The sequence below is a fragment of the Streptomyces sp. NPDC019890 genome (assembly GCF_044903445.1).
Taxonomy (GTDB): domain Bacteria; phylum Actinomycetota; class Actinomycetes; order Streptomycetales; family Streptomycetaceae; genus Streptomyces.
The window spans coordinates 17342-36264 of record NZ_JBJDQK010000023.1 but is presented as its reverse complement, the minus strand read 5'-3'; the positions used below and the strand labels follow the sequence as shown (position 1 = coordinate 36264).

Genomic DNA, 18923 nt, shown 5'->3' with positions numbered 1-18923 from the left:
TCGGCTTTCCGGCGGTTCCGACTCTATCAGATCCTTTCGGGCCTGATTCCCGGTCGAACTCGGGTTGTCATTCCGGCCGTTGGGCCGTTCCGACGCCCAAACTCTAGCGGATTTCTCAGGCGACCCAAAATCGGGTCTTCAAAATGAATTTCGGCATGCCGAAATTCATCCCCGGCTGGGAGATCGTGCTGAGTTTGGTTGCCGCATTCGCGGCTGGAGTGGCTGCCACAGAACCGTTCCGGCTCCACGACAACTCGAAGAACCTTACGGACAGATGAAGGGTGTGTCAACTCCGACCCACGCCCGCCCGGACACCCGCCCGGACACCCGCCCAGGCACCCGCCCCGACGTCCGTTCCGGCACCTCTTCCGGCCCGTCCTAGTCCAGATCGGTGAGTCGGCCGCCGGCGTCGGGCTGAGCGTGTTCCACGCGGCGCAGGACGCGGATCAGTAGCTCTCCGAGCACACCCCGCTCCTCCCCCGACAGGTCCTGGAGCAGCTCTTCCTCGAAGTGCGTGGCCATGCGCATCGCCTCCTGCCACTTCGCACGGCCCTCGTCGGTCAGCTCGACGATGACCCGCACGCGGTTGTTCTCGTCGCGGTCGCGCGTGACCAGGCCCTCGCTCGCCATGCGGTCGATGCGGTGCGTCATCGCGGCCGGGGTGAGGCCGAGCCGCTTGGCCAGTTCGCCGGGACCCAGCCGATAGGGGGATCCGGCGAGGACCAGGCTCTTGAGGACCTCCCACTCGGCGTTGCTGATGCCGAGGTCGGCGATCTGGCGGCCATACCCGACGTTCATCCGGCGGTTCAGGCGGCCGAGCGCCGAGACGACCTTCTCGACCTGGGGGTCCAGGTCGCCGAACTCGCGCTGATATGCCGCGATCTGTTCGTCGAGGCTCGGCTCCTGGAGCCCGGACTGGAGCGGCCCGGACTGAGGCTCGGGCCGGCGGCCGGAGCCGGACGGTTCGGGGCCCTCGGGGGTCTCGGTTGGCATGCGCCGAAGTATCGCATGGGCGCGTTGGCGTTGAAGTCCTTCACTGTGTATTGTTGACGTTCTAACTTTAGCATTGAAGTCTTCAGACTTCAGTCCTCCACGATCTTGAGGTAGGTGAGTGTGACCAGGGCGATGGGCGCTGCGATGCGCCGGATACAGGCGGGGAACGCGTTGGCCGCGTTCGGACTCGGCTTCACCGTTCCGTATCTCTACGTCTATGTGGCGCAGGTGCGGGACCTGGGCGCGTCTACGGCGGGTGCCGTCCTCGCGGTCTTTGCGATGGCCGCTCTCGTCGCCCTTCCCTTCACCGGGCGGGTCATCGACCGGCGCGGGCCGCTGCCCGTGCTGGTCGGTGCCGCGGTGCTCGCCGCAACCGGCTCCGCGACGATGGGGCTGTCGACGAGCGTGCCCGCCGCCGTCCTGTCCGCCGCGCTGCTGGGGGCCGGTACGGCGGTGATGCAGCCGGCCCTCGCCACGATGATCGTCTGGACCTCGGACTCCTCGACCCGTACGCGCGCCTTCGCCATGCAGTTCTTTCTGCAGAATCTGGGGCTCGGCATCGGCGGGCTGATCGGCGGGCACATCGTCGACGAGAGCCGGCCGGGCAGTTTCACCCTGCTGTTCGGCATCGAGGCGGCGATGTTCCTGGTGCTTGCCGGGATCGCCGTGAGTGTGCGGCTGCCGCGTTCACTCGCGCTCCAGGAGGCGCGGCCCGCGAACGCCGAGGCCAAGGCCAGGGGCGGGCTCCGCGCGCTGCTCGGGCACCGGGCGATGGTGCAGCTGTGCGTGCTCGGGTTCGTCCTCTTCTTCGCCTGCTACGGACAGTTCGAGTCGGGGCTCGCCGCGTACGGCACCGAGGCCGCCGGGATCCAGCCCGCGACCCTCGGGACCGCGCTGGCCGCCAACACCATGGTGATCGTGGTCGCGCAGTTCGTGGTGCTGAAGTTCGTCGAGCGCCGCAGGCGCAGCCGGGTGATCGCCGGCGTCGGGCTGATCTGGGCCGTGGCCTGGATCGCCGCCGGCTACGCGGGCCTCGGGCACGGCAGCCAAGCGATGGCGACCGCCGCGTTCGTCTCCGCCTACGGGCTCTTCGGGCTCGGTGAGGCGATGCTGTCGCCGACCGTCGCTCCGCTGGTGGCCGATCTGGCGCCGGAGTCGATGGTCGGGCAGTACAACTCCGCCTTCGCGCTGGTCAAGCAGCTCGCGCTGGCCGTCGGTCCGGCCGTGGGCGGGCCGATGGGCGCCGCGCTGCACGGTCCGTACATCGTGACGTTCGTGCTCTTCTCGCTCGGCATCACCATGCTGGCGCTGCGACTGGGCAAGCGGCTCACGCCCGTACAGGACCGGCCCTCGCTCGTGTCGAGGTCGCGGGTGGTGGCCCAGCACAAGCCGGCCGAGCAGATCGAGGCCGTGACCTAGTCGAGGCCGTGGCCCGGTCGAGCCTCCGCCCGGTCGGCGCCGCCGCCTAGGCAGGCAGCGCGAACTCGCACCAGACCGCTTTGCCGCCGCCGGGAGTGCGACGGCTCCCCCAGGACGAGGCGATCGTCGCGACGATGGAAATCCCGCGGCCCGCCTCGTCCTCCGTTTCCGCGCGGCGGCGGCGCGGCAGATGGTCGTCGCCGTCCGTCACCTCGATGATCAGGCGGCGGTCGGTGCGGCGGAGTCTGAGGCGCATCGGCGGGGTGCCGTGCTGGAGGGAGTTGGCGACCAGTTCGCTGGCCGCCAGCACTCCCAGGTCGTGGAGCTCGGGCGAGAAACGCCAGGAGGCCAGCACACCGGAGGCGAAGGCACGCGCGCGTGGAGCCGCTTCGATGCCGCCGAGCAGTTCGAGCGCGGCATTGTGGAAGAGCTCGGAGGACACGCCGGTACGCATGGGGTGCTGGACGACCAGTACGGCCACGTCGTCGTCGTGTTCCGCGGTGACTCCCAGGGAGCGGATCAGCCGGTCGCAGACCACCTGTGGGGTGCCTGTCGCGCCCACGAGCGCACGCTCAAGGGCGGCCACTCCCTCGTCGATGTCCTCGCCGCGGCGCTCGATCAGACCGTCCGTGTAGAGGACGGCGCTGGAGCCGGGCGGCAGCGCGATGGTGCCCGAGGTGTGCAGCCAGCCGCCGGTGCCGAGCGGTGGTCCCGTCGGGTCCTCGGCGCTGCGGACCGTGCCGTCCTCGTCCCGTACAAGGACGGGGAGATGGCCGGCCGAGGCGTAGACGAGCCGGCCTTCGTTCGGGTCGTGGACCGCATAGACGCAGGTGGCGATCTGGCTGGCGTCGATCTCGGCGGCCAGACCGTCGAGCAGCTGGAGCACCTCGTGCGGCGGCAGGTCGAGGCGGGCATAGGCCCGTACGGCGGTGCGGAGCTGGCCCATCACGGCGGCCGCGCGCACGCCGCGGCCCATGACGTCGCCGATGACGAGCGCCGTGCGTCCGGCTCCGAGCGTGATGACGTCGTACCAGTCGCCGCCGACCGCGGCGTCCGTGCCGCCCGGTTGGTAGGTGGCCGCGATGCGCAGATCGTCGGGCTGTTCCAACTCCTGCGGGAGCAGGCTCCTCTGGAGGGTGACGGCGGTCTCGCGGTGGCGGCGCTCGCTGGCGCGCAGCCGCTCGGCGGCCTCGGCGTGGTCGGTGACGTCGGCGGCGAAGACGAGGACTCCCCCGCTCTCCTTGGGGCCCTCGGCGGGCAGGCAGGTCACGGTGTACGAGCCGGAGCCGAGGACCTTGCGGGACTTGACCGTGCGGGGCTTGCCGCTGCGCAGCACCTGGTCCATGAGCGGCAGCAGGCCCAGTTCGGCGAGCTCGGGGCAGCTGTCGGCGGCGCGCGCACCGGCGGGGCGGTGGCCGAAGGCGGCGGCGTAGGCGTCGTTGACGTACGCGATGCGGTGTTCGGATCCGTACACGAGGGCGACCAGGGCGGGCAGCCGGCCGAGGATCTCGCGTACACAGAAGTCCTCGATGGCGGGGACGTCGGGCATGGGCTCCGGATGCTCTTCGTACTCACCGCGGGACACACCGCGGGCCTCACCACGAGTCTCGTTGCGAGACTCATTGCGGGCTGCGGGCACCGAGCCCTCGCCCCGCTGTGCCGGGGAGATCCCGTGGTCGGTCCTCCGCGCTGCGGCGCGCCGCTGCGTACCGGGGAGCCTTGCGCTCCAACGCGTGAAGTTCACTGACTTTCTAGCCTCAATGCTTGTCGCCAAGGGTCACTCTGTGCAGGTGTGAGCCCACCTATGGTCACACGTCCAGTGTGACCGACCGGACTGACAGTCCTGGTTGTCTACTTGCCCCCGGGGCCGCTGCGCGGCCCGTCGTCCGGTGCGGGCCTGGTCCCCTCCCCCTTGGGTTTTCCGCCCGCGGCGAGCTCGAATTCTGCCCGCGGGTGTTCCAGCGAGCCGAGGGAGACGATCTCGCGTTTGAAGAGCCCGGAGAGGGTCCACTCGGCGAGTACGCGGGCCTTGCGGTTGAAGGTGGGAACGCGGCTGAGGTGGTACACGCGGTGCATCAGCCAGGCCGGATAGCCCTTGAGCTTACGGCCGTAGATATGCGCAACGCCCCTGTGGAGGCCGAGGGAGGCGACGGACCCGACGTACTTGTGGGCGTACTCCTTGAGGGGCTCGCCGCGCAGGGAGGCCACGATGTTCTCGGCGAGAACCTTGGTCTGGCGCACGGCGTGCTGGGCGTTGGGTGCGCACTCCTTGCCGGGTTCTCCTTCGGCCTGGGAGGTACCCCCAGCGGTGACGTCCGGAACGGCCGCGGCGTCGCCCGCCGCCCACGCGTGCTCGACACCTGCGACGGTGAGTTGCGCGGTGCACTTCAGCCGTCCGCGTTCGCCCAGCGGCAGATCGGTGGCGGCGAGGAGGGGAGCCGGCTTGACGCCCGCGGTCCATACGACGGTGCGGGTCCGGAAGCGGGTGCCGTCGCTGAGGACGGCGACACGGTCCTCGCAGGAGTCCAGGCGTGTCTCGAGGCGTACGTCGATATTGCGCGAACGCAGCTCACGTATGGCGTACTTGCCCATCTCCTCGCCGACCTCGGGGAGGATGCGACCGCTGGCCTCGACGAGGATCCACTTCAGGTCCTCGGCCTTGATGTTGTGGTAGTAGCGCGTGGCGTAGCGGGCCATGTCCTCCAGCTCGGCGAGGGCTTCGACGCCCGCGTAGCCGCCGCCGACGAAGACGTAGGTGAGGGCGGCGTCGCGGATCGCCGGATCGCGGGTGGAGGAAGCGATGTCCATCTGCTCGATGACGTGGTTGCGCAGGCCGATGGCTTCCTCGACGGTCTTGAAGCCGATGGCGTGGTCGGCGAGTCCGGGGATCGGAAGGGCGCGGGAGATCGACCCGGGCGCGATGACGAGTTCGTCGTACGTGATCTCGACGGGACCGGTGCCCTCTTCCTCGGTGGCGAGGGTGGCGACGGTCGCGGTGCGCTTTGCGTGGTCGACGGCTTTGGCCTCGCCGATGAGGATCTTGCACTTGTCGAGCACGCGGCGGAGGGGGACCACGACATGGCGCGGAGAGATGGAACCGGCCGCCGCTTCCGGGAGGAAGGGTTGATAGGTCATGTACGGATCGGGCGTGACCACGAGGATCTCCACCTCGCCGCGTGCCACCTCCTGCTTCAGCTTCTGCTGGAGACGCAGCGCGGTGTACATCCCGACGTAGCCGCCGCCGACGACGAGAATGCGCGTGCTCGGCGGGGGGCCGGGGGTCGTCCCCCGGAAATTGGCAGCCTTCACTATCCCATGACGCAACGGCCTCAGGCGTTTGTCCACAGCCCTGGCAAATTGTGTGACCGGAGGCTTCACGCCACTTTGGGCGGGCCAGGTGCGGCGTGGTGGAAAAGGTGCGCAGGTCAGGGCATACGAGGGGGGTGGTGCGAGGGGGCGTAATCGGGACCGTTCCGGTCCTTGCTCCGATCGGGGGGCGCTCCGTGCGGAACTACCCTCTTCTGAATTGACCCTGGCTCAACTATGTTCGTACTTCGTCGGGGTGCTTTGGCCGAGGTACGCCCGGCAGGCAGGGTGGGGAGGTCTCCGGGGGGAGACGTCACGACCAGGGGTCTCCGGGGGGAGACATCATGACCGGGGGAACACGTATGACCATTCAGGATTCGCATTGGCAGGCTGCCGTGGCACCGGCTTCGACAGCTGATGGGAACGGACGGGCGGGATCGGGCGGAATCAGCCGCTCGGCGCCACTCCGGGTGGACGCACAGCGCAACCTCGAACATGTGCTGAGGGCGGCTCGCGAGGTCTTCGGCGAGCTGGGGTACGGCGCGCCGATGGAGGACGTGGCGCGCCGGGCCAGGGTCGGCGTCGGGACGGTCTACCGCCGCTTCCCGAGCAAGGACGTTCTGGTGCGGCGGATAGCCGAGGAGGAGACCTCCCGGCTCACCGAGCAGGCGCGTGCCGCTCTGGGGCAGGAGGAGGAGCCGTGGTCGGCGCTCTCCCGTTTCCTGCGGACGTCGGTGGCGTCGGGCGCGGGACGGCTGCTGCCGCCGCAGGTGCTGCGGGTGGGCGTGGAGCCGGAGGAGCCGACCGCCGTCGTACGGGACGAGGCGCGGGTGCCGCAGCAGCGGGTCGGCTCACAGCAGCCGGATCTGCGGGTGGTCGGGCCGCGTGCGGTGCCGGCGGAGGAGCAGGACGACGCGGGTGCGGCGGATCTGCTCGAGGTCGTGGGGCAGTTGGTCGACCGGGCACGGGCGGCGGGTGAGCTGCGCGGCGATGTGACCGTGGCGGACGTGCTGCTGGTGATAGCCACGGCCGCGCCGTCACTGCCGGACGCGGCGCAGCAGGCGGCGGCATCGGCCCGGCTGCTCGACATCCTGCTGGAGGGGCTGCGGCCGCGGTCCGCATAGGCCGCGTTCCGGTCCACGCATCTCACCGCGGGCGCTGCACCGGTGGCCAACTGACTTCCGGGTAAGACGGGTTGAGCCTCCCCGAAGGAGTGACGAGCAGGGCTCGAATTCGGGAATCGTCCCCGGACGAGTGGTTGCCCGTGCCAAAGGGTTCGGTGCGCCGGTTCTCTGTGGCAGTCTTTCCCGGTATTCGGGTCTGGGTGCTTATGGGGGCTTCCGCGATGAGCGGTGACGGTCGGGACGACTCACTCGGTGGTACCAGCGGTACTGGCGGTACGGAGGCGGCTGGGCTGCCCTCCCGGCAGGTGCCGAACCAGGGCGGGCCAAGTGCAAGCCAGGGTCGGCCCAGTGGGTTGTCCGGCGTGTCGGGCGGCTCGGGTCCGGCTGGTGGGGCCGAGCATGCCGTGCCGTCGCAGCGCGGGGGCGGGAGCTCTGACTCCTTACCGACGCCGCGCGAGTTGCCGCCGTCCGACGCCGAGTTGATCGAGCGCATGCGGAGCGGCGACGACAGCGCCTACGAGGAACTGTTCCGCCGTCACTCCGGCTCCGTCCGCCGCTATGCGCGCACCTGCTGCCGGGATGCGCACACCGCCGACGACCTGACTGCCGAGGTGTTCGCGCGGACCCTGCAGGCGGTGCGCGGGGGCTCGGGACCCGAGCACGCGGTCCGGGCGTACCTGCTCACGACGGTACGGCGCGTCGCTGCGGCCTGGACGAGGACCGCAAAACGGGAGCAACTGGTCGATGACTTCGCGGTGTTCGCTGCGGAGGCCGCCCGCAGCTCGGACACCGCGCACGACGACGCCCTCGATCCGGGCGCCGATGTGCGCGCGATGCACGAGGCGGAGCAGTCGCTGGCCATGCAGGCCTTCCTTTCGCTGCCCGAGCGGTGGCAGGCGGTGCTCTGGCACACCACGGTCGAGGAGGAGTCGCCGAGCGAGGTCGCGCCGCTGTTCGGGCTGACCGCCAACGCCACGGCGGTGCTGGCAAGCCGGGCCCGCGAGGCACTCAAGCAGGCCTATCTGCAGGCCCATGTGAGCTCGGCGCTCACCTCCGGAGGCGACTGCGCCCGCTATGCCGACCGGCTGGGGGCGTACGCCCGCGGGGGTCTGCGCATGCGTGCCGAGCGGGGGCTGCGCAAACATCTGGAGGAGTGCGCCAAGTGCCGGCTGGCCGCGGGCGAGCTGGCGCATGTCAACGCCGGGATTCCGGCGCTGTTGCCGGTCGCGGTCATCGGCTGGTTCGCTGCCGGGTACTCGCTCAAGGCCGCGGGGCTCGTGGCCGGCGGTGCCGCGGGTGCGGCGGGCGCGGGTGCGGCCGCCGCTGGGGCAGGCGGTGCGTCGGGCGCCCCCGCGGGTGCGGGCGGCGGGGCCGCGGCGTCGGAGGGACTGGGCGCCCCGGCGAAGGCCGGGATCGCGGCGGGACTGGCCGTCGCGGCGGCCGCGGGTCTTGTATGGGCGTTCTCGGGCGACTCCGGGCCCGAGCCCACGGAGGCGAAGCCCCCGGCCGCGCAGCCCGCCGTGCCACAGGAGTCCTCGCCGTCATCGCAGCCGAAGCCGTCGGCCCCTCCCGCAACGGAGCCGACCCGGCCGACGAAGCAGCCCCCGCCCGACCCGGCCCCGAAGCCCGCGCAGCAGCCTGCCCGGCCGACGCCAAGGCCCGAGTTCCAGGCCCCGTCCACCCCCGAGTCGCCGGCCCCGTCCGTCCCCGAACCGCCCGGCGCACCCGCGCCCGAGCAGCCGGCCCCGCCCGCAACGGAGCCGCCGGCGAAGCCGAGGCCCACCCCGCCGCCGCGGTCCTCGGCCCCGCGCGTCTACCTGGTCAGCCGGCTGGAGTACGGCTTGTTCGGCGACCACACCGGGCCCGAGGTGCGGCTCGCCGGGAGCGGCTGGCTCTGGCAGCGCTCGGGCATGTCGATCGCAGGCATCCGGTACGGACACGGGGTGAGCATGTACGCCAGGGCCTCCGTGATCATCGACCTCAACCGCCGCTGCTCCGCCTATGACGCGCTGGTCGGGGTCGACAACCTGACCACGGTCCGGGGCGCGGTGCGCTTCTCCGTGTACGGGGACGGCAGTCGGCTGTGGCGGTCCCCGGTCATGCGCGGCGGGGACGCTGCCGTGCCGGTGCATCTGTCGCTCGCCGGCCGCAAGACGATCCGGCTGGTGGTGGAGCCGCAGACGCCGTCCGACTCGGCGGTGCTCGGAAACTGGGCCCACTCTCAACTCACCTGCGGCTGACCGAACCCCCGGCCGCCAGCCACCGACCCACCCTGCTCGACCCGACGGACCTACCTGCCCTGCCCGACCTACCCGGCCGCCTCGGCCGCCTCGCCCGCCGTCTCCAGCAGGCCGACGGCCCGGGGGACGGTGAGGTCGCGGCCCGCCACACGCTCGGCCTCGTACCGCTCGCTGCCCAGCTCCGCACGGGCGCGCGTGCGGATCGCCTCGGCCGCCTTCTCCTCCGGCACGGAGCGGGAAATGTCCCCGCGCCAGGCGTCCGCCGCGGCCATGAGCCGTACGGCCAGCGGGAGTTGACCGGTCAGGGGAAGTACGGCCGCGGCGCTGTCGGCGACGTGTGCCGTGACGAACTCCGAGCACCGGGCCTCCCACGCTTTACGGAGAGCCGCCGCCAGACCCCGTACCGCAGCCGGAGGGCCTGCCGGTTCGTACGCGCGGAGCCGGGCGCCGAGCGCTTCGACGGCCACTTCGAAGTGCACCGGCGGGGTGTCGTGCTCGTTGAGGCCGGGGGGCTCCTCGAGCCGTCTCCGGGCCTCGGCGTACGCGCCGCGGTACAGGGCGATGGTGGCGCGCATGAGGCGGACGTAGGGGCGGGCGTCCTGGACCTTGTAGCGCTCCGCCTCCTCCTCCGCCTCGTCGAAACCCTTGTCTGCGGCGGCCGTGTCGCCTGCCCGGAAGGCGAGTTCGGCGAGGCGGGCGATGAGGAACGGCGCCTCGGCGTGCGCGCCGACCTCGCGGGCGAGGGCCAGTGCCTCCTCGTACGCGGCCCTCGCCTCGTCGTACCTGCCGCGCATCATCCCCGCCTCGGCCGCGGCACTCGCCGTCTGCGCGCGCATCCAGCGGTCGCCGACACGGCGGCTCAGCGCCCGCAGCAGGACCAGGTCCTCGTCGACGCCGGGCATGCCGCCAGGCATGTCGACGACCAGATGGGTACGGAACATCAGCATGGCGCCGTACTCCCACTCGCCGCCGTACGTCAGGCAGTTGGCGACCGCGGCTTCCAGCAGTGCCCGGATGCCCGCCATGTCGTCGGTCAGGAAGGACGTCATCGGCCAGAGCAGTCCGGGGAAGCGGGCGGACTCGGGGCCCGGCCGGCTGAAGGCCTCCCGGACCCGGAGCAGCAGCGCCATCGTCTCCGCGTCGGTGCGCAGCCGCTCGGCCCCCCGGCTCTCCACGGCGAGGAAGAACTCCATCATGCGCAGATGCATCCGGGGCCAGTAGCGGGGGTCGTCCTCGCCCGACGGCTCCGGGCCGAGGGCAACGGTCCGCTCCGCCCAGGACAGGCCCTCGGGGCGGTAGTTGCGCAGCCACCAGAACCAGCCCATCCCCAAGGTCAGCCGCAGCGCGGACGCTTCGTCGTGGGTCTCGGCGACGGCGCGGTGCAGTGCGGCGCGGATGTTGTCGAGGTCGGCCTCGAGCCGGGCGATCCAGGGGAGCTGGTCGGCGGAGCGCAGTTGCGGGTCGGCCTCCTCGACGAGGGCGGCGAAGCAGGCGGTGTGTGCGCGGGCCGCGGCGTCCCGGACGTCCGGGGTCTCGGCGGCGCGCACGGTCGCGTACTCGTGGATGGTCTCCAGGAGCCGGTAGCGCATCTCGCCGCCGTCGGTGGGTGTGGCGGTGACGAGCGACTTGTCGACGAGCGCGCCGAGGTGCTCCGCCGCGTCGCCGCAGACGGCCTCGGCGGCGGCGATGTCCCAGCCGCCGGCGAAGACGGCGAGCTGTCGCAGCAGGGTGCGTTCGGTGTCCTCCAGGAGGTCCCAGGACCAGTCGACGACCGCCCTCAGCGTCTGCTGGCGCGGCAGTACGGTGCGGCTTCCGCCGGTCAGCAGGCGGAAGCGGTCGTCGAGCCGGTCGGCGATCTGGCGGGGAGTGAACATCCGCAGCCGGGCTGCGGCGAGTTCGATGGCGAGGGGGAGCCCGTCGAGGCGGTGACAGATTTCGGCGGCGGCGTCCGGGTCGTCCTCGATACGGAAACCGGGCCTGGCGGCGGCGCCGCGGTCCGCGAGCAGTTGCAGGGCCATGGGATCGGGCAGCGGGTCCACCGGGCGCACCAACTCGCCCGGGACGCCCAGCGGTTCCCGGCTGGTGGCCAGGATGCGCAGCTGGGGACAGCGGGTGAGGAGCCGCTCGGCGAGTTCGGCGGCCGCGTCGATGAGGTGCTCGCAGTTGTCGAGTACAAGGAGGAGTGCGCGGCCTCCGAGGTGCTCGACCAGCCGGTCGGCGGGGGCGGCGGCGGGCGGCGGCTGGCCCTCGCGGACGATGAGCGCGGTCTCACGCAGGCCGAGGGCGGAGAGTACGGCGCCGGGGAGCGCGGCGGGGTCGTCGAGGGGAGCGAGCTCGACGAGCCATGCGCCTTCGGGGGCGGCGGCGGGCGCGGCCTCCTCGGCGAGGCGGGTCTTTCCGGAGCCGCCGGGGCCGGTGAGAGTGACGAGACGGGAGCGGGTCAGGTCGGCGCGGATGGCGGTGAGTTCGCTGTCGCGGCCGACGAAGGAGGTGAGGCGGGGGCGGAGGTTGCCGCGCTCCCTTGCAGGGGGTGTGGTCGGGGCGGTGGGAGCCTTGAGCAACTCTGTGTAGAGAGCGGTCAGTTCGGGCCCGGGATCGGCGCCGAGGCCGTCCGCGAGTGCGCGACGGGCCTCTTCGTACGCGACAAGGGCGTCGGCCTGGCGGCCCTCGGCGCGCAGGGCTCGGATGAGCAGCGCACGGAACGGCTCGTGGTACGGGTGCGCGGCGGTGAGCCCCTGCAGCTCCGGTACGAGTGCGCTGGTGGCGTCGCGCCTCAGGTCGGCCTCGATCCGCTGCTGGAGCGCGGCGAGCCGCAGGGCCTCGGGACGTGCGCCGTACTCCCCGTCGGGCAGATCGGCGAGCGCGGGGCCGCGCCAGAGGGCGAGAGCGGTACGGAGCGTGCTTGCGGCGGTCTCGGGGTCCTGGGCGGCGGCCCGGCGGGTGAGTGCCTCGAAGACATACAGGTCGACGTCGTCCTTGACGGCGGCGAGTCGGTAGGCGCCGGGGCCACTCTCGACGGCGTCCTTGCCGAGGGTGCGGCGGAGGCGGGCGACGAGCGCCTGGAGTGCGGCGGGGGCGTCGTGCGGCTCGTCGCCGCCCCATACGTCGTCGACGAGCTCGCCGACGGGCACGGGGCGGCCGGCCCGCAGCGCCAGGGCGGCGAGCAGCCGGCGGAGGCGGAGGCCGCGGAGGGGGAGCTCGCCACCGTGCTCGTCGCGGGCGGCGGTGACGCCGAGGATGAGATAGCGCACGGGGTCATTGTGGACGGGGGCGGGAGTGCGTGCGGGGGTGGGCCTGCCCCGGACGCCCCACGCCAGGCGCTACGCCTGAAGCGTTCGCCTCGGGGGAACCCCTCCCGCCACCGCCCGTTGGCGCGGTGCCGCCGTGCCCGTCCAGCACGTACCCCGGCGCGAGAGCAGCCTACGGAGCCACAGTTCCGTGGAGATCAGGTCCGCCAGGCCGTCCAGCGGTACCGGCTCGCCCTCCGAGGCTGCGCGGAGGGCCTTGCGGACCACGCGGGCCTCCACCAGGCCCGCGTCCGCCAGCAAGGGCGCGTCGAACAGGGCCAACAGGTACGGCAGGGACGCCCGCAGGCCCGCCCTCGCCGCTGCCGTCGACGGGGCGTGGGTCGTCGCGCCCCACCCCGGTGGGAGGTCGTGGATGCCCGCGCCCGCCAGGACCGTGCGGAGGATTTCCGCGCGGGCGCCGGGGCGGACGCGCAAGGATTCGGGGAGGTCGCGGCAGGCCCGTACGACCTGGTTGTCCAGAAAGGGCGCGTGCAGCCGCTGGCTGCGGACCTCCGCGGCCTGTTCCAGGATCCGCTGGTCCGAGGCATGGCGGGTCAGCGCCGCACGCGCGCGGGCCTCACCGGGGCGCTGCACCGATGTCGGCCGCGTCGCAGCCTCCGTCAGGCGAACCGATACTTCTGCAAGTGCCTCGCCCGTGAGCCAGCGCGCCGCGGGCCCCGGCCTCGACCACGTCAGCGCGGCAAGTGACGCACTCAGCGGGCCGTCCAGCAGGCGGGCCGCCGGACGGTTCGCGTCCAGCAGGCGGTCCGCCGCCGTCTCGAGGCCGGTGCGGTACGGCGTACGGGCCAGTCGCCGCGCCGCCCGGTACACCGTCACCGGGATGAACAGCGACTGCGGCGAAGGGCCCTCCGCCCGGGCCAGCGCCGCGGCCGGCCGCAGCAGATGGCGCCGCCGCCGGTCGAGGAGCAGGTCGGCGAGGCGCGCCGGATGCGCGTCCAGGACCTGTCGCGCGCCCGCGCCGGTGAAGTGGTCCGCGCTGCCCGCCGCCAGTCGGTTTCGGTGGCGTTCGGCCGTGACGAGGGACGGTGCCGGCTCGTCCGTCAGCGGCCCGGCTTCCAGGGCCGCGTACGGCAGCCCTTCCTCCCCCGCCGCGACCACCACATGGTGCAGCCGCGGATTCGCCGCGATCGTGCGCGCCCGTTCCAGCTCGGCCTCGTGCCCGCGGGTCGTCAGGTCGTTGAAGGTGACCGCGAGCAGCCGCTCCCCCGCGCCCGTGCCGTGGCCGAGCACCGTGCCCGGCACCCCCGGCAGCCCCGCGGCCAGCAGTGCCAGCGTGCCGGAAGCACTGCCGCCGGAGAGGTCGGCGCCGATGCCGGGAGCCGGGGCGCCCCGGGCCGCACGCCGTTCGGCCGGCCCCATCCCGGGGACCGGTCCGGGGTCCGTCGGCAGTGTCTCGGGCGCGTGCCGGGGCGCGGTGAGCCTGGCCCGGACCGCATCGACCAGCGCCTCCCGCACGCCGTCCACCGCGCGCTCCGCCTCGATCTGCGGTCCGGCGACGGCGAGCGATGCCACCGGCTCGTACCCGGCGATCTCGCGCGAGCCCTCGCGCAGGATCAGCGCGTGCCCCGGCGGGACGCGTTTCACACCGGCGTACGGAGTCGAGTCGTGCAGCGCCTCCGGTGTCTCCGGGCAGGCGAGCAGCGCCGCCAAGTGCCCGATGTCCAGCTGCGCTTCGATGAGATCGGCGAGCGGCAGTGACGCGGTGGCGTACGCGGTGCCGTTCGCCCACGGCGTGTGGAAGACGGGTCTCGCCCCGGCCAGATCACCGACGATCGTGATCCGGCGGCCGACCTGCACCACGGCCGTATAGCTGCCGGCCCATGCGGTCAGATGCCGCAACGCCCCGCCGCGCGCCGCGAAAAGACCCACCCGCAGCTCTTCGTCACTTGCCGCGCAGCAGCCCAGGACGGCGAGCCTGGTGATGGGGGCAGCCCCGGCGGAGCGAGCGGGAGCGTCGACGGTGACGATGCGCACCTCGTCGGGGCGCCAGTCGCCGACGGCCCAGAGCGGATCCGGGTCGCCCCACAGGAGTTGGGAGCCGACGGGGTGAACGGTGCGGCCCTCGTCGGAGGTGCCCACGGCCCCGGCCGTACCGAAGTTTGCGGCGATACTGCTCCACCCCACCAACCACCGCATCGCCGCCTCCACAGGCTGTGGACGAACCGGGGCCCGGGCCGCCCGGAATCCCGGGCGACCATGGCCGCTCGGGAACATGCTGCCACGAAGGCGGCGCACAAGAGGGTCTCCGGGTAGCGCGCGCAAAAAGGGAACGCGCCCCTGGCATTGGCGATTTGACGACGGTCCGGGAGCCGGCGAAGCGGACCGCCGATGCTTACACATGCCCAAAAGGGACACCGAGGACAGTCGGCATTCGGCCATTCTGCGGGCCTGCCAACCGTCCCCCACCCGGGCACAACCACAGTCCGGGAGGCGCTGTTCGCCTCCCGGACCGGTCCGCCGCCCGCGGGGATTGAGGCGGCGGTGTCCCCCAGCCCACTGGTTCCAGTACGCAGTGGGCCGACCCACGCAGGACTCATGGAAGCGCTCCCCAACCTGCGGGGCCAGAGCGCACGGACGGGCGCACGGCCACATGCAGGGAGCACGCCCGGGGGCACGGCGTCGACACCCCGTCCGTCGTCCGTCTGTTCCAACGCACAACAATCTCGCCATCCGGAAGACCGCCTCTTAACGGTCGGGATGCGGCGAACTACGCTGTGTTTACTGATGTTCTCCACGGGGGGCGCATATTCCGAAGGGCTCGGCCAGACGCCTTTGCAGCCGGGACCCGGAAGCCGTTCACCGGGGGGAACTCAGCACGAATGCCGTGCGCCCAGCCAGCGACGCGGCGGCCGTCTGCGTGTCGAGGGGTGGCGCATGTCCAGGGAGCAACGCGGGCCGAACGAAAAGCTCGGCACCGTTCTCGCCCTCGCGGGAATCAGCAACGCCGGCCTCGCCCGGCGGGTCAACGACCTAGGCGCACAGCGCGGTCTGACCCTCCGTTACGACAAGACGTCGGTGGCGCGGTGGGTGTCGAAAGGCATGGTGCCGCAGGGCGCCGCGCCCCATCTCATCGCCGCCGCGATCGGCGCCAAACTGGGCCGTCCGGTGCCGCTGCACGAGATCGGTCTGGCGGACGCCGACCCGGCCCCTGAAGTCGGGCTCGCCTTCCCGCGCGACGTGGGCGAGGCGGTGAAATCGGCCACCGAGCTCTACCGCCTGGATCTTGCCGGGCGACGGGCGGGCAGCGGGGGCATCTGGCAGTCGCTGGCCGGTTCTTTCGCAGTGAGCGCTTACGCCACGCCCGCGTCGCGCTGGCTGATAACCCCCGCCGACTCTTCGGTCGAGAGATCCCTCGACATCGCCACGGCGGAGGACGCGCCCGCCCGCGTGGGTCACACCGATGTGGCGAAGCTGAGAGAGGCTGCCGAGGACGCGCGCCGCTGGGACTCCAAGTACGGCGGCGGGGACTGGCGTTCGTCGATGGTGCCCGAGTGCCTGCGGGTGGACGCGGCCCCGCTGCTCCTCGGGTCGTATTCGGACGAAGTGGGCCGGGCGCTGTTCGGCGCCACCGCCGAACTGACCAGGCTCGCCGGGTGGATGGCCTTCGACACCGGACAGCAGGAGGCGGCGCAGCGCTACTACATCCAGGCGCTGCGGCTGGCCCGGGCCGCCGCGGACGTCCCGTTGGGCGGCTATGTGCTGGCCTCGATGTCGCTGCAGGCGACCTACCGCGGCTTCGCGGACGAGGGCGTCGACCTGGCCCAGGCGGCACTCGAACGCAATCGGGGCCTCGCCACCGCCCGCACGATGAGCTTCTTCCGGCTGGTCGAGGCGCGGGCGCACGCAAAGGCGAGCGACGCGCCGGCGGCGGCGACCGCGCTGAAGTCGGCGGAGGGCTGGCTGGAGCGCTCACGGGAGGGCGATGCCGACCCGTCCTGGCTCGGCTTCTACTCGTACGACAGGTTCGCGGCCGACGCCGCCGAGTGCTACCGCGATCTGAAGGCGCCGCGCCAGGTGCGCCGCTTCACCGAGCAGGCGCTGTCCCGGCCCACGGAGGAGTTCGTGCGCTCGCACGGGCTGCGTCTTGTGGTGTCGGCCGTCGCCGAACTGGAGTCGGGGAACCTGGACGCCGCGTGCGCGGCGGGCACGCGCGCGGTGGAGGTCGCGGGACGGATCTCGTCGGCGCGTACCACGGAGTACGTACGGGATCTGCTGCACCGGCTGGAGCCGTACGGCGACGAGCCGCGGGTCGTCGAGCTGCGGGAGCGGGCCCGGCCGCTGCTGGTGGCTCCGGCGTAGCGGCTGCCCGGGCACATTCCGCCCTGATGTACCTGGTTTAAGCGCACTGTCAGTGGGCCAGTGCACTATCGGGGTGGGAGGTGACGCGGTGACGGCGTCCGGGCAGGACTTCGACTGTGACGTGCTGGTGATCGGCGGCGGAATCGTCGGCCTGTCGACGGCGTATGCCCTCACGCGCGCGGCTCCCGGCACCCGGGTGATCGTCCTGGAGAAGGAGAGCGGACCGGCGCGGCACCAGACCGGGCGGAACAGCGGAGTGATCCACAGCGGGATCTACTACCGGCCGGGCTCGCTGAAGGCGCGGTTCGCGGTGCGGGGCGCGGCCGAGATGGTGAAGTTCTGCGCGGAGTACGGCATCGACCACCAGGTCACCGGGAAGCTGATCGTCGCCACCGGCCGGGACGAGCTGCCGCGACTGCACGCCCTGGTCCAGCGCGGCCGGGAGAACAGCATTCCGGTGCGGGAGCTGGGACCGGCGCAGATCATGGAGTACGAGCCTCAGGTGCGAGGGCTCGCGGCGATCCATGTCGGGACGACCGGGGTGTGCGACTTCGGGGCGGTTGCGGCACAGTTCGCGGCCGCGTCCGGCGCGGACATCCGCTGCGGCGAGGAGGTGGCCGCAATCGACCGCCGCGCCTGGGGCGTCGCGGTGCGCACGGTGTCGGGGTCGGTGTACCGGGCAAAGGTGCTGGTCAACTGCGCGGGGCTGCACTGCGACCGGGTCGCGCGACTGGCGGGCGACGACCCGGGGATGCGGATCGTGCCCTTCCGGGGTGAGTACTACGAACTGGCGCGGCCCGATCTCGTACGGGGTCTCGTCTACCCGGTGCCGGACCCGGCCTTCCCCTTCCTGGGCGTGCATCTGACCCGCGGCGTCGAGGGCAGCGTCCACGTCGGACCGAACGCGGTCCCGGCGCTGGCCCGCGAGGGCTACAGCTGGTCGGTGGTGCGGCCGCGGGAGCTGGCCGAGACGCTGAGCTGGCCGGGCACCTGGCGGATAGCGCGCAGGCACTGGCGGTACGGAGCGGGGGAGCTGCGCCGCTCCCTGTCGAAGCGGGCTTTCGCGACGGCCGTACGGAGGCTGCTGCCGGCCGTGACGGAGGAGGATCTGCGACCGGTCGCGGCGGGGGTGCGGGCGCAGGCGGTGCTGCGGGACGGCACGCTGGTGGACGACTTCCTGATCCGCGAGGCCCCTCGGACGGTCCATGTGCTGAACGCGCCGTCCCCGGCGGCGACGGCGTCGCTGCCGATCGGCAGGGAGGTGGCACGCAGGGCCCTGGCGGCGCTGGCGGACGGGCGCCTGGCCCGGGCGGGCGGCAGGTAGGGCCGCGCGCCACACGGCACCGGGCCACAGCGTGACCCGGGCCACGGAACCCGCCCCGTTAGAATTAACCCACTGTGACCGAGCTTCGTAACCTCACCCCAGACAGCCCCCCGGCCCCTATCCGCGCCAAGAGCGAGCCGCGCTTCCCCGGGGGGCCCGTCGCCGATCCCGCCGGGTCGCACCATGAGCGCCGCATCCGCAGCTTCCAGCCGCGGCGCAGCCGGGTCACCGCCGGGCAGAGCGATGCCCTCCAGCGGCTGTGGCCCGTCTGGGGCCTCGACATCGACGGGCAGCGCGTCCTCGACCTGAACGAGATGTTCGCCGGCCTGCCGGTCGTCCTGGAGATCGGGTTCGGGATGGGCGAGGCCACCGCGCAGATGGCCGCCGCCGACCCGGGCACCGGGATTCTCGCCGTCGATGTGCACACCCCGGGCCAGGGCAATCTCCTCGGTCTCGCAGAGCGGAACGGACTGTCCAACATCCGGGTCGCCAACGGTGACGCGATCATCCTCCTGCGGGAGATGCTCGCGCCCGCCTCGCTCGACGGGCTGCGCGTCTTCTTCCCCGACCCCTGGCCCAAGAAGCGGCACCACAAGCGGCGGCTGATCCAGCCCGAGTTCCTCGCCCTCGCCGCGACCTGCATGAAGCCCGGCGCGATCCTGCACTGTGCGACCGACTGGGAGGAGTACGCCGAACAGATGCTCGAAGTGCTCTCCACGCATCCGGACTTCGAGAACACCCAGCAGGACGGCGGCTACGCCCCGAGGCCCGCTTTCCGGCCACTGACCCGATTCGAGGGACAGGGCCTGGACAAGGGCCACAAGGTGCACGACCTGCTGTTCCGCCGCCCGCTGGGTCCCGCGTAACCCTCGGTAGCGCCCCGGAAGAGCCACAGGCCCGTCGCCAGGTG

At 72.3% G+C, this 18923-nt stretch carries 11 protein-coding genes; 6 read left to right on the top strand and 5 right to left on the bottom strand.

Annotation, left to right across the window (positions count from 1 at the left end; all coding sequences use genetic code 11):
- Positions 1–378 precede the first annotated feature (378 nt).
- The gene (locus ACI2LP_RS32625) at positions 379–993 is read right to left on the bottom strand and encodes a MarR family winged helix-turn-helix transcriptional regulator (protein ID WP_404728153.1); all 615 of its coding nucleotides are present in this window, start codon (positions 991–993) and stop codon (positions 379–381) included.
- Positions 994–1137: 144 nt separating this feature from the next.
- Between ACI2LP_RS32625 and ACI2LP_RS32620 the strand changes: the two genes are divergently transcribed.
- Positions 1138–2412 (top strand): MFS transporter, encoded by a 1275-nt coding sequence (locus ACI2LP_RS32620; RefSeq protein ID WP_404728155.1) that lies wholly within the window; start codon positions 1138–1140, stop codon positions 2410–2412.
- Between the two features lie 46 nt (positions 2413–2458).
- On the opposite strand, the gene ACI2LP_RS32615 is transcribed toward ACI2LP_RS32620, so the two are convergent.
- Positions 2459–4156 (bottom strand): SpoIIE family protein phosphatase, encoded by a 1698-nt coding sequence (locus ACI2LP_RS32615; protein ID WP_404728152.1) that lies wholly within the window; start codon positions 4154–4156, stop codon positions 2459–2461.
- Positions 4157–4263: 107 nt separating this feature from the next.
- The gene (locus tag ACI2LP_RS32610; RefSeq protein ID WP_404728154.1) at positions 4264–5724 is read right to left on the bottom strand and encodes an NAD(P)/FAD-dependent oxidoreductase; all 1461 of its coding nucleotides are present in this window, start codon (positions 5722–5724) and stop codon (positions 4264–4266) included.
- Between the two features lie 356 nt (positions 5725–6080).
- On the opposite strand from ACI2LP_RS32610, the gene ACI2LP_RS32605 reads away from it, so the two are divergent.
- Positions 6081–6842 carry a TetR/AcrR family transcriptional regulator gene (locus ACI2LP_RS32605; RefSeq protein ID WP_404728151.1) on the top strand — a complete coding sequence of 254 codons (762 nt, stop codon included), beginning with the start codon at positions 6081–6083 and terminating at the stop codon, positions 6840–6842.
- Between the two features lie 221 nt (positions 6843–7063).
- Positions 7064–9082 carry a sigma-70 family RNA polymerase sigma factor gene (locus tag ACI2LP_RS32600; protein WP_404728150.1) on the top strand — a complete coding sequence of 673 codons (2019 nt, stop codon included), beginning with the start codon at positions 7064–7066 and terminating at the stop codon, positions 9080–9082.
- A 68-nt stretch (positions 9083–9150) separates the two neighbouring features.
- On the opposite strand, the gene ACI2LP_RS32595 is transcribed toward ACI2LP_RS32600, so the two are convergent.
- Positions 9151–12333, bottom strand: coding sequence for an ATP-binding protein (locus tag ACI2LP_RS32595; RefSeq protein WP_404728149.1), 3183 nt, complete (start codon positions 12331–12333; stop codon positions 9151–9153).
- Positions 12334–12402: 69 nt separating this feature from the next.
- Positions 12403–14526, bottom strand: coding sequence for an asparagine synthase-related protein (locus ACI2LP_RS32590; RefSeq protein ID WP_404728148.1), 2124 nt, complete (start codon positions 14524–14526; stop codon positions 12403–12405).
- A 738-nt stretch (positions 14527–15264) separates the two neighbouring features.
- Between ACI2LP_RS32590 and ACI2LP_RS32585 the strand changes: the two genes are divergently transcribed.
- From ACI2LP_RS32585 to trmB, 3 genes are all read left to right on the top strand, one after another.
- Positions 15265–16689: an MFS transporter gene (locus tag ACI2LP_RS32585; RefSeq protein ID WP_404728147.1), complete on the top strand. Its 1425-nt coding sequence runs from the start codon at positions 15265–15267 to the stop codon at positions 16687–16689.
- 88 nt (positions 16690–16777) lie between these two features.
- The gene (gene lhgO, locus ACI2LP_RS32580) at positions 16778–18013 is read left to right on the top strand and encodes an L-2-hydroxyglutarate oxidase (protein WP_404728146.1); all 1236 of its coding nucleotides are present in this window, start codon (positions 16778–16780) and stop codon (positions 18011–18013) included.
- Between the two features lie 74 nt (positions 18014–18087).
- Positions 18088–18879 carry a tRNA (guanosine(46)-N7)-methyltransferase TrmB gene (gene trmB / locus ACI2LP_RS32575; RefSeq protein WP_404728145.1) on the top strand — a complete coding sequence of 264 codons (792 nt, stop codon included), beginning with the start codon at positions 18088–18090 and terminating at the stop codon, positions 18877–18879.
- Positions 18880–18923 lie beyond the last annotated feature (44 nt).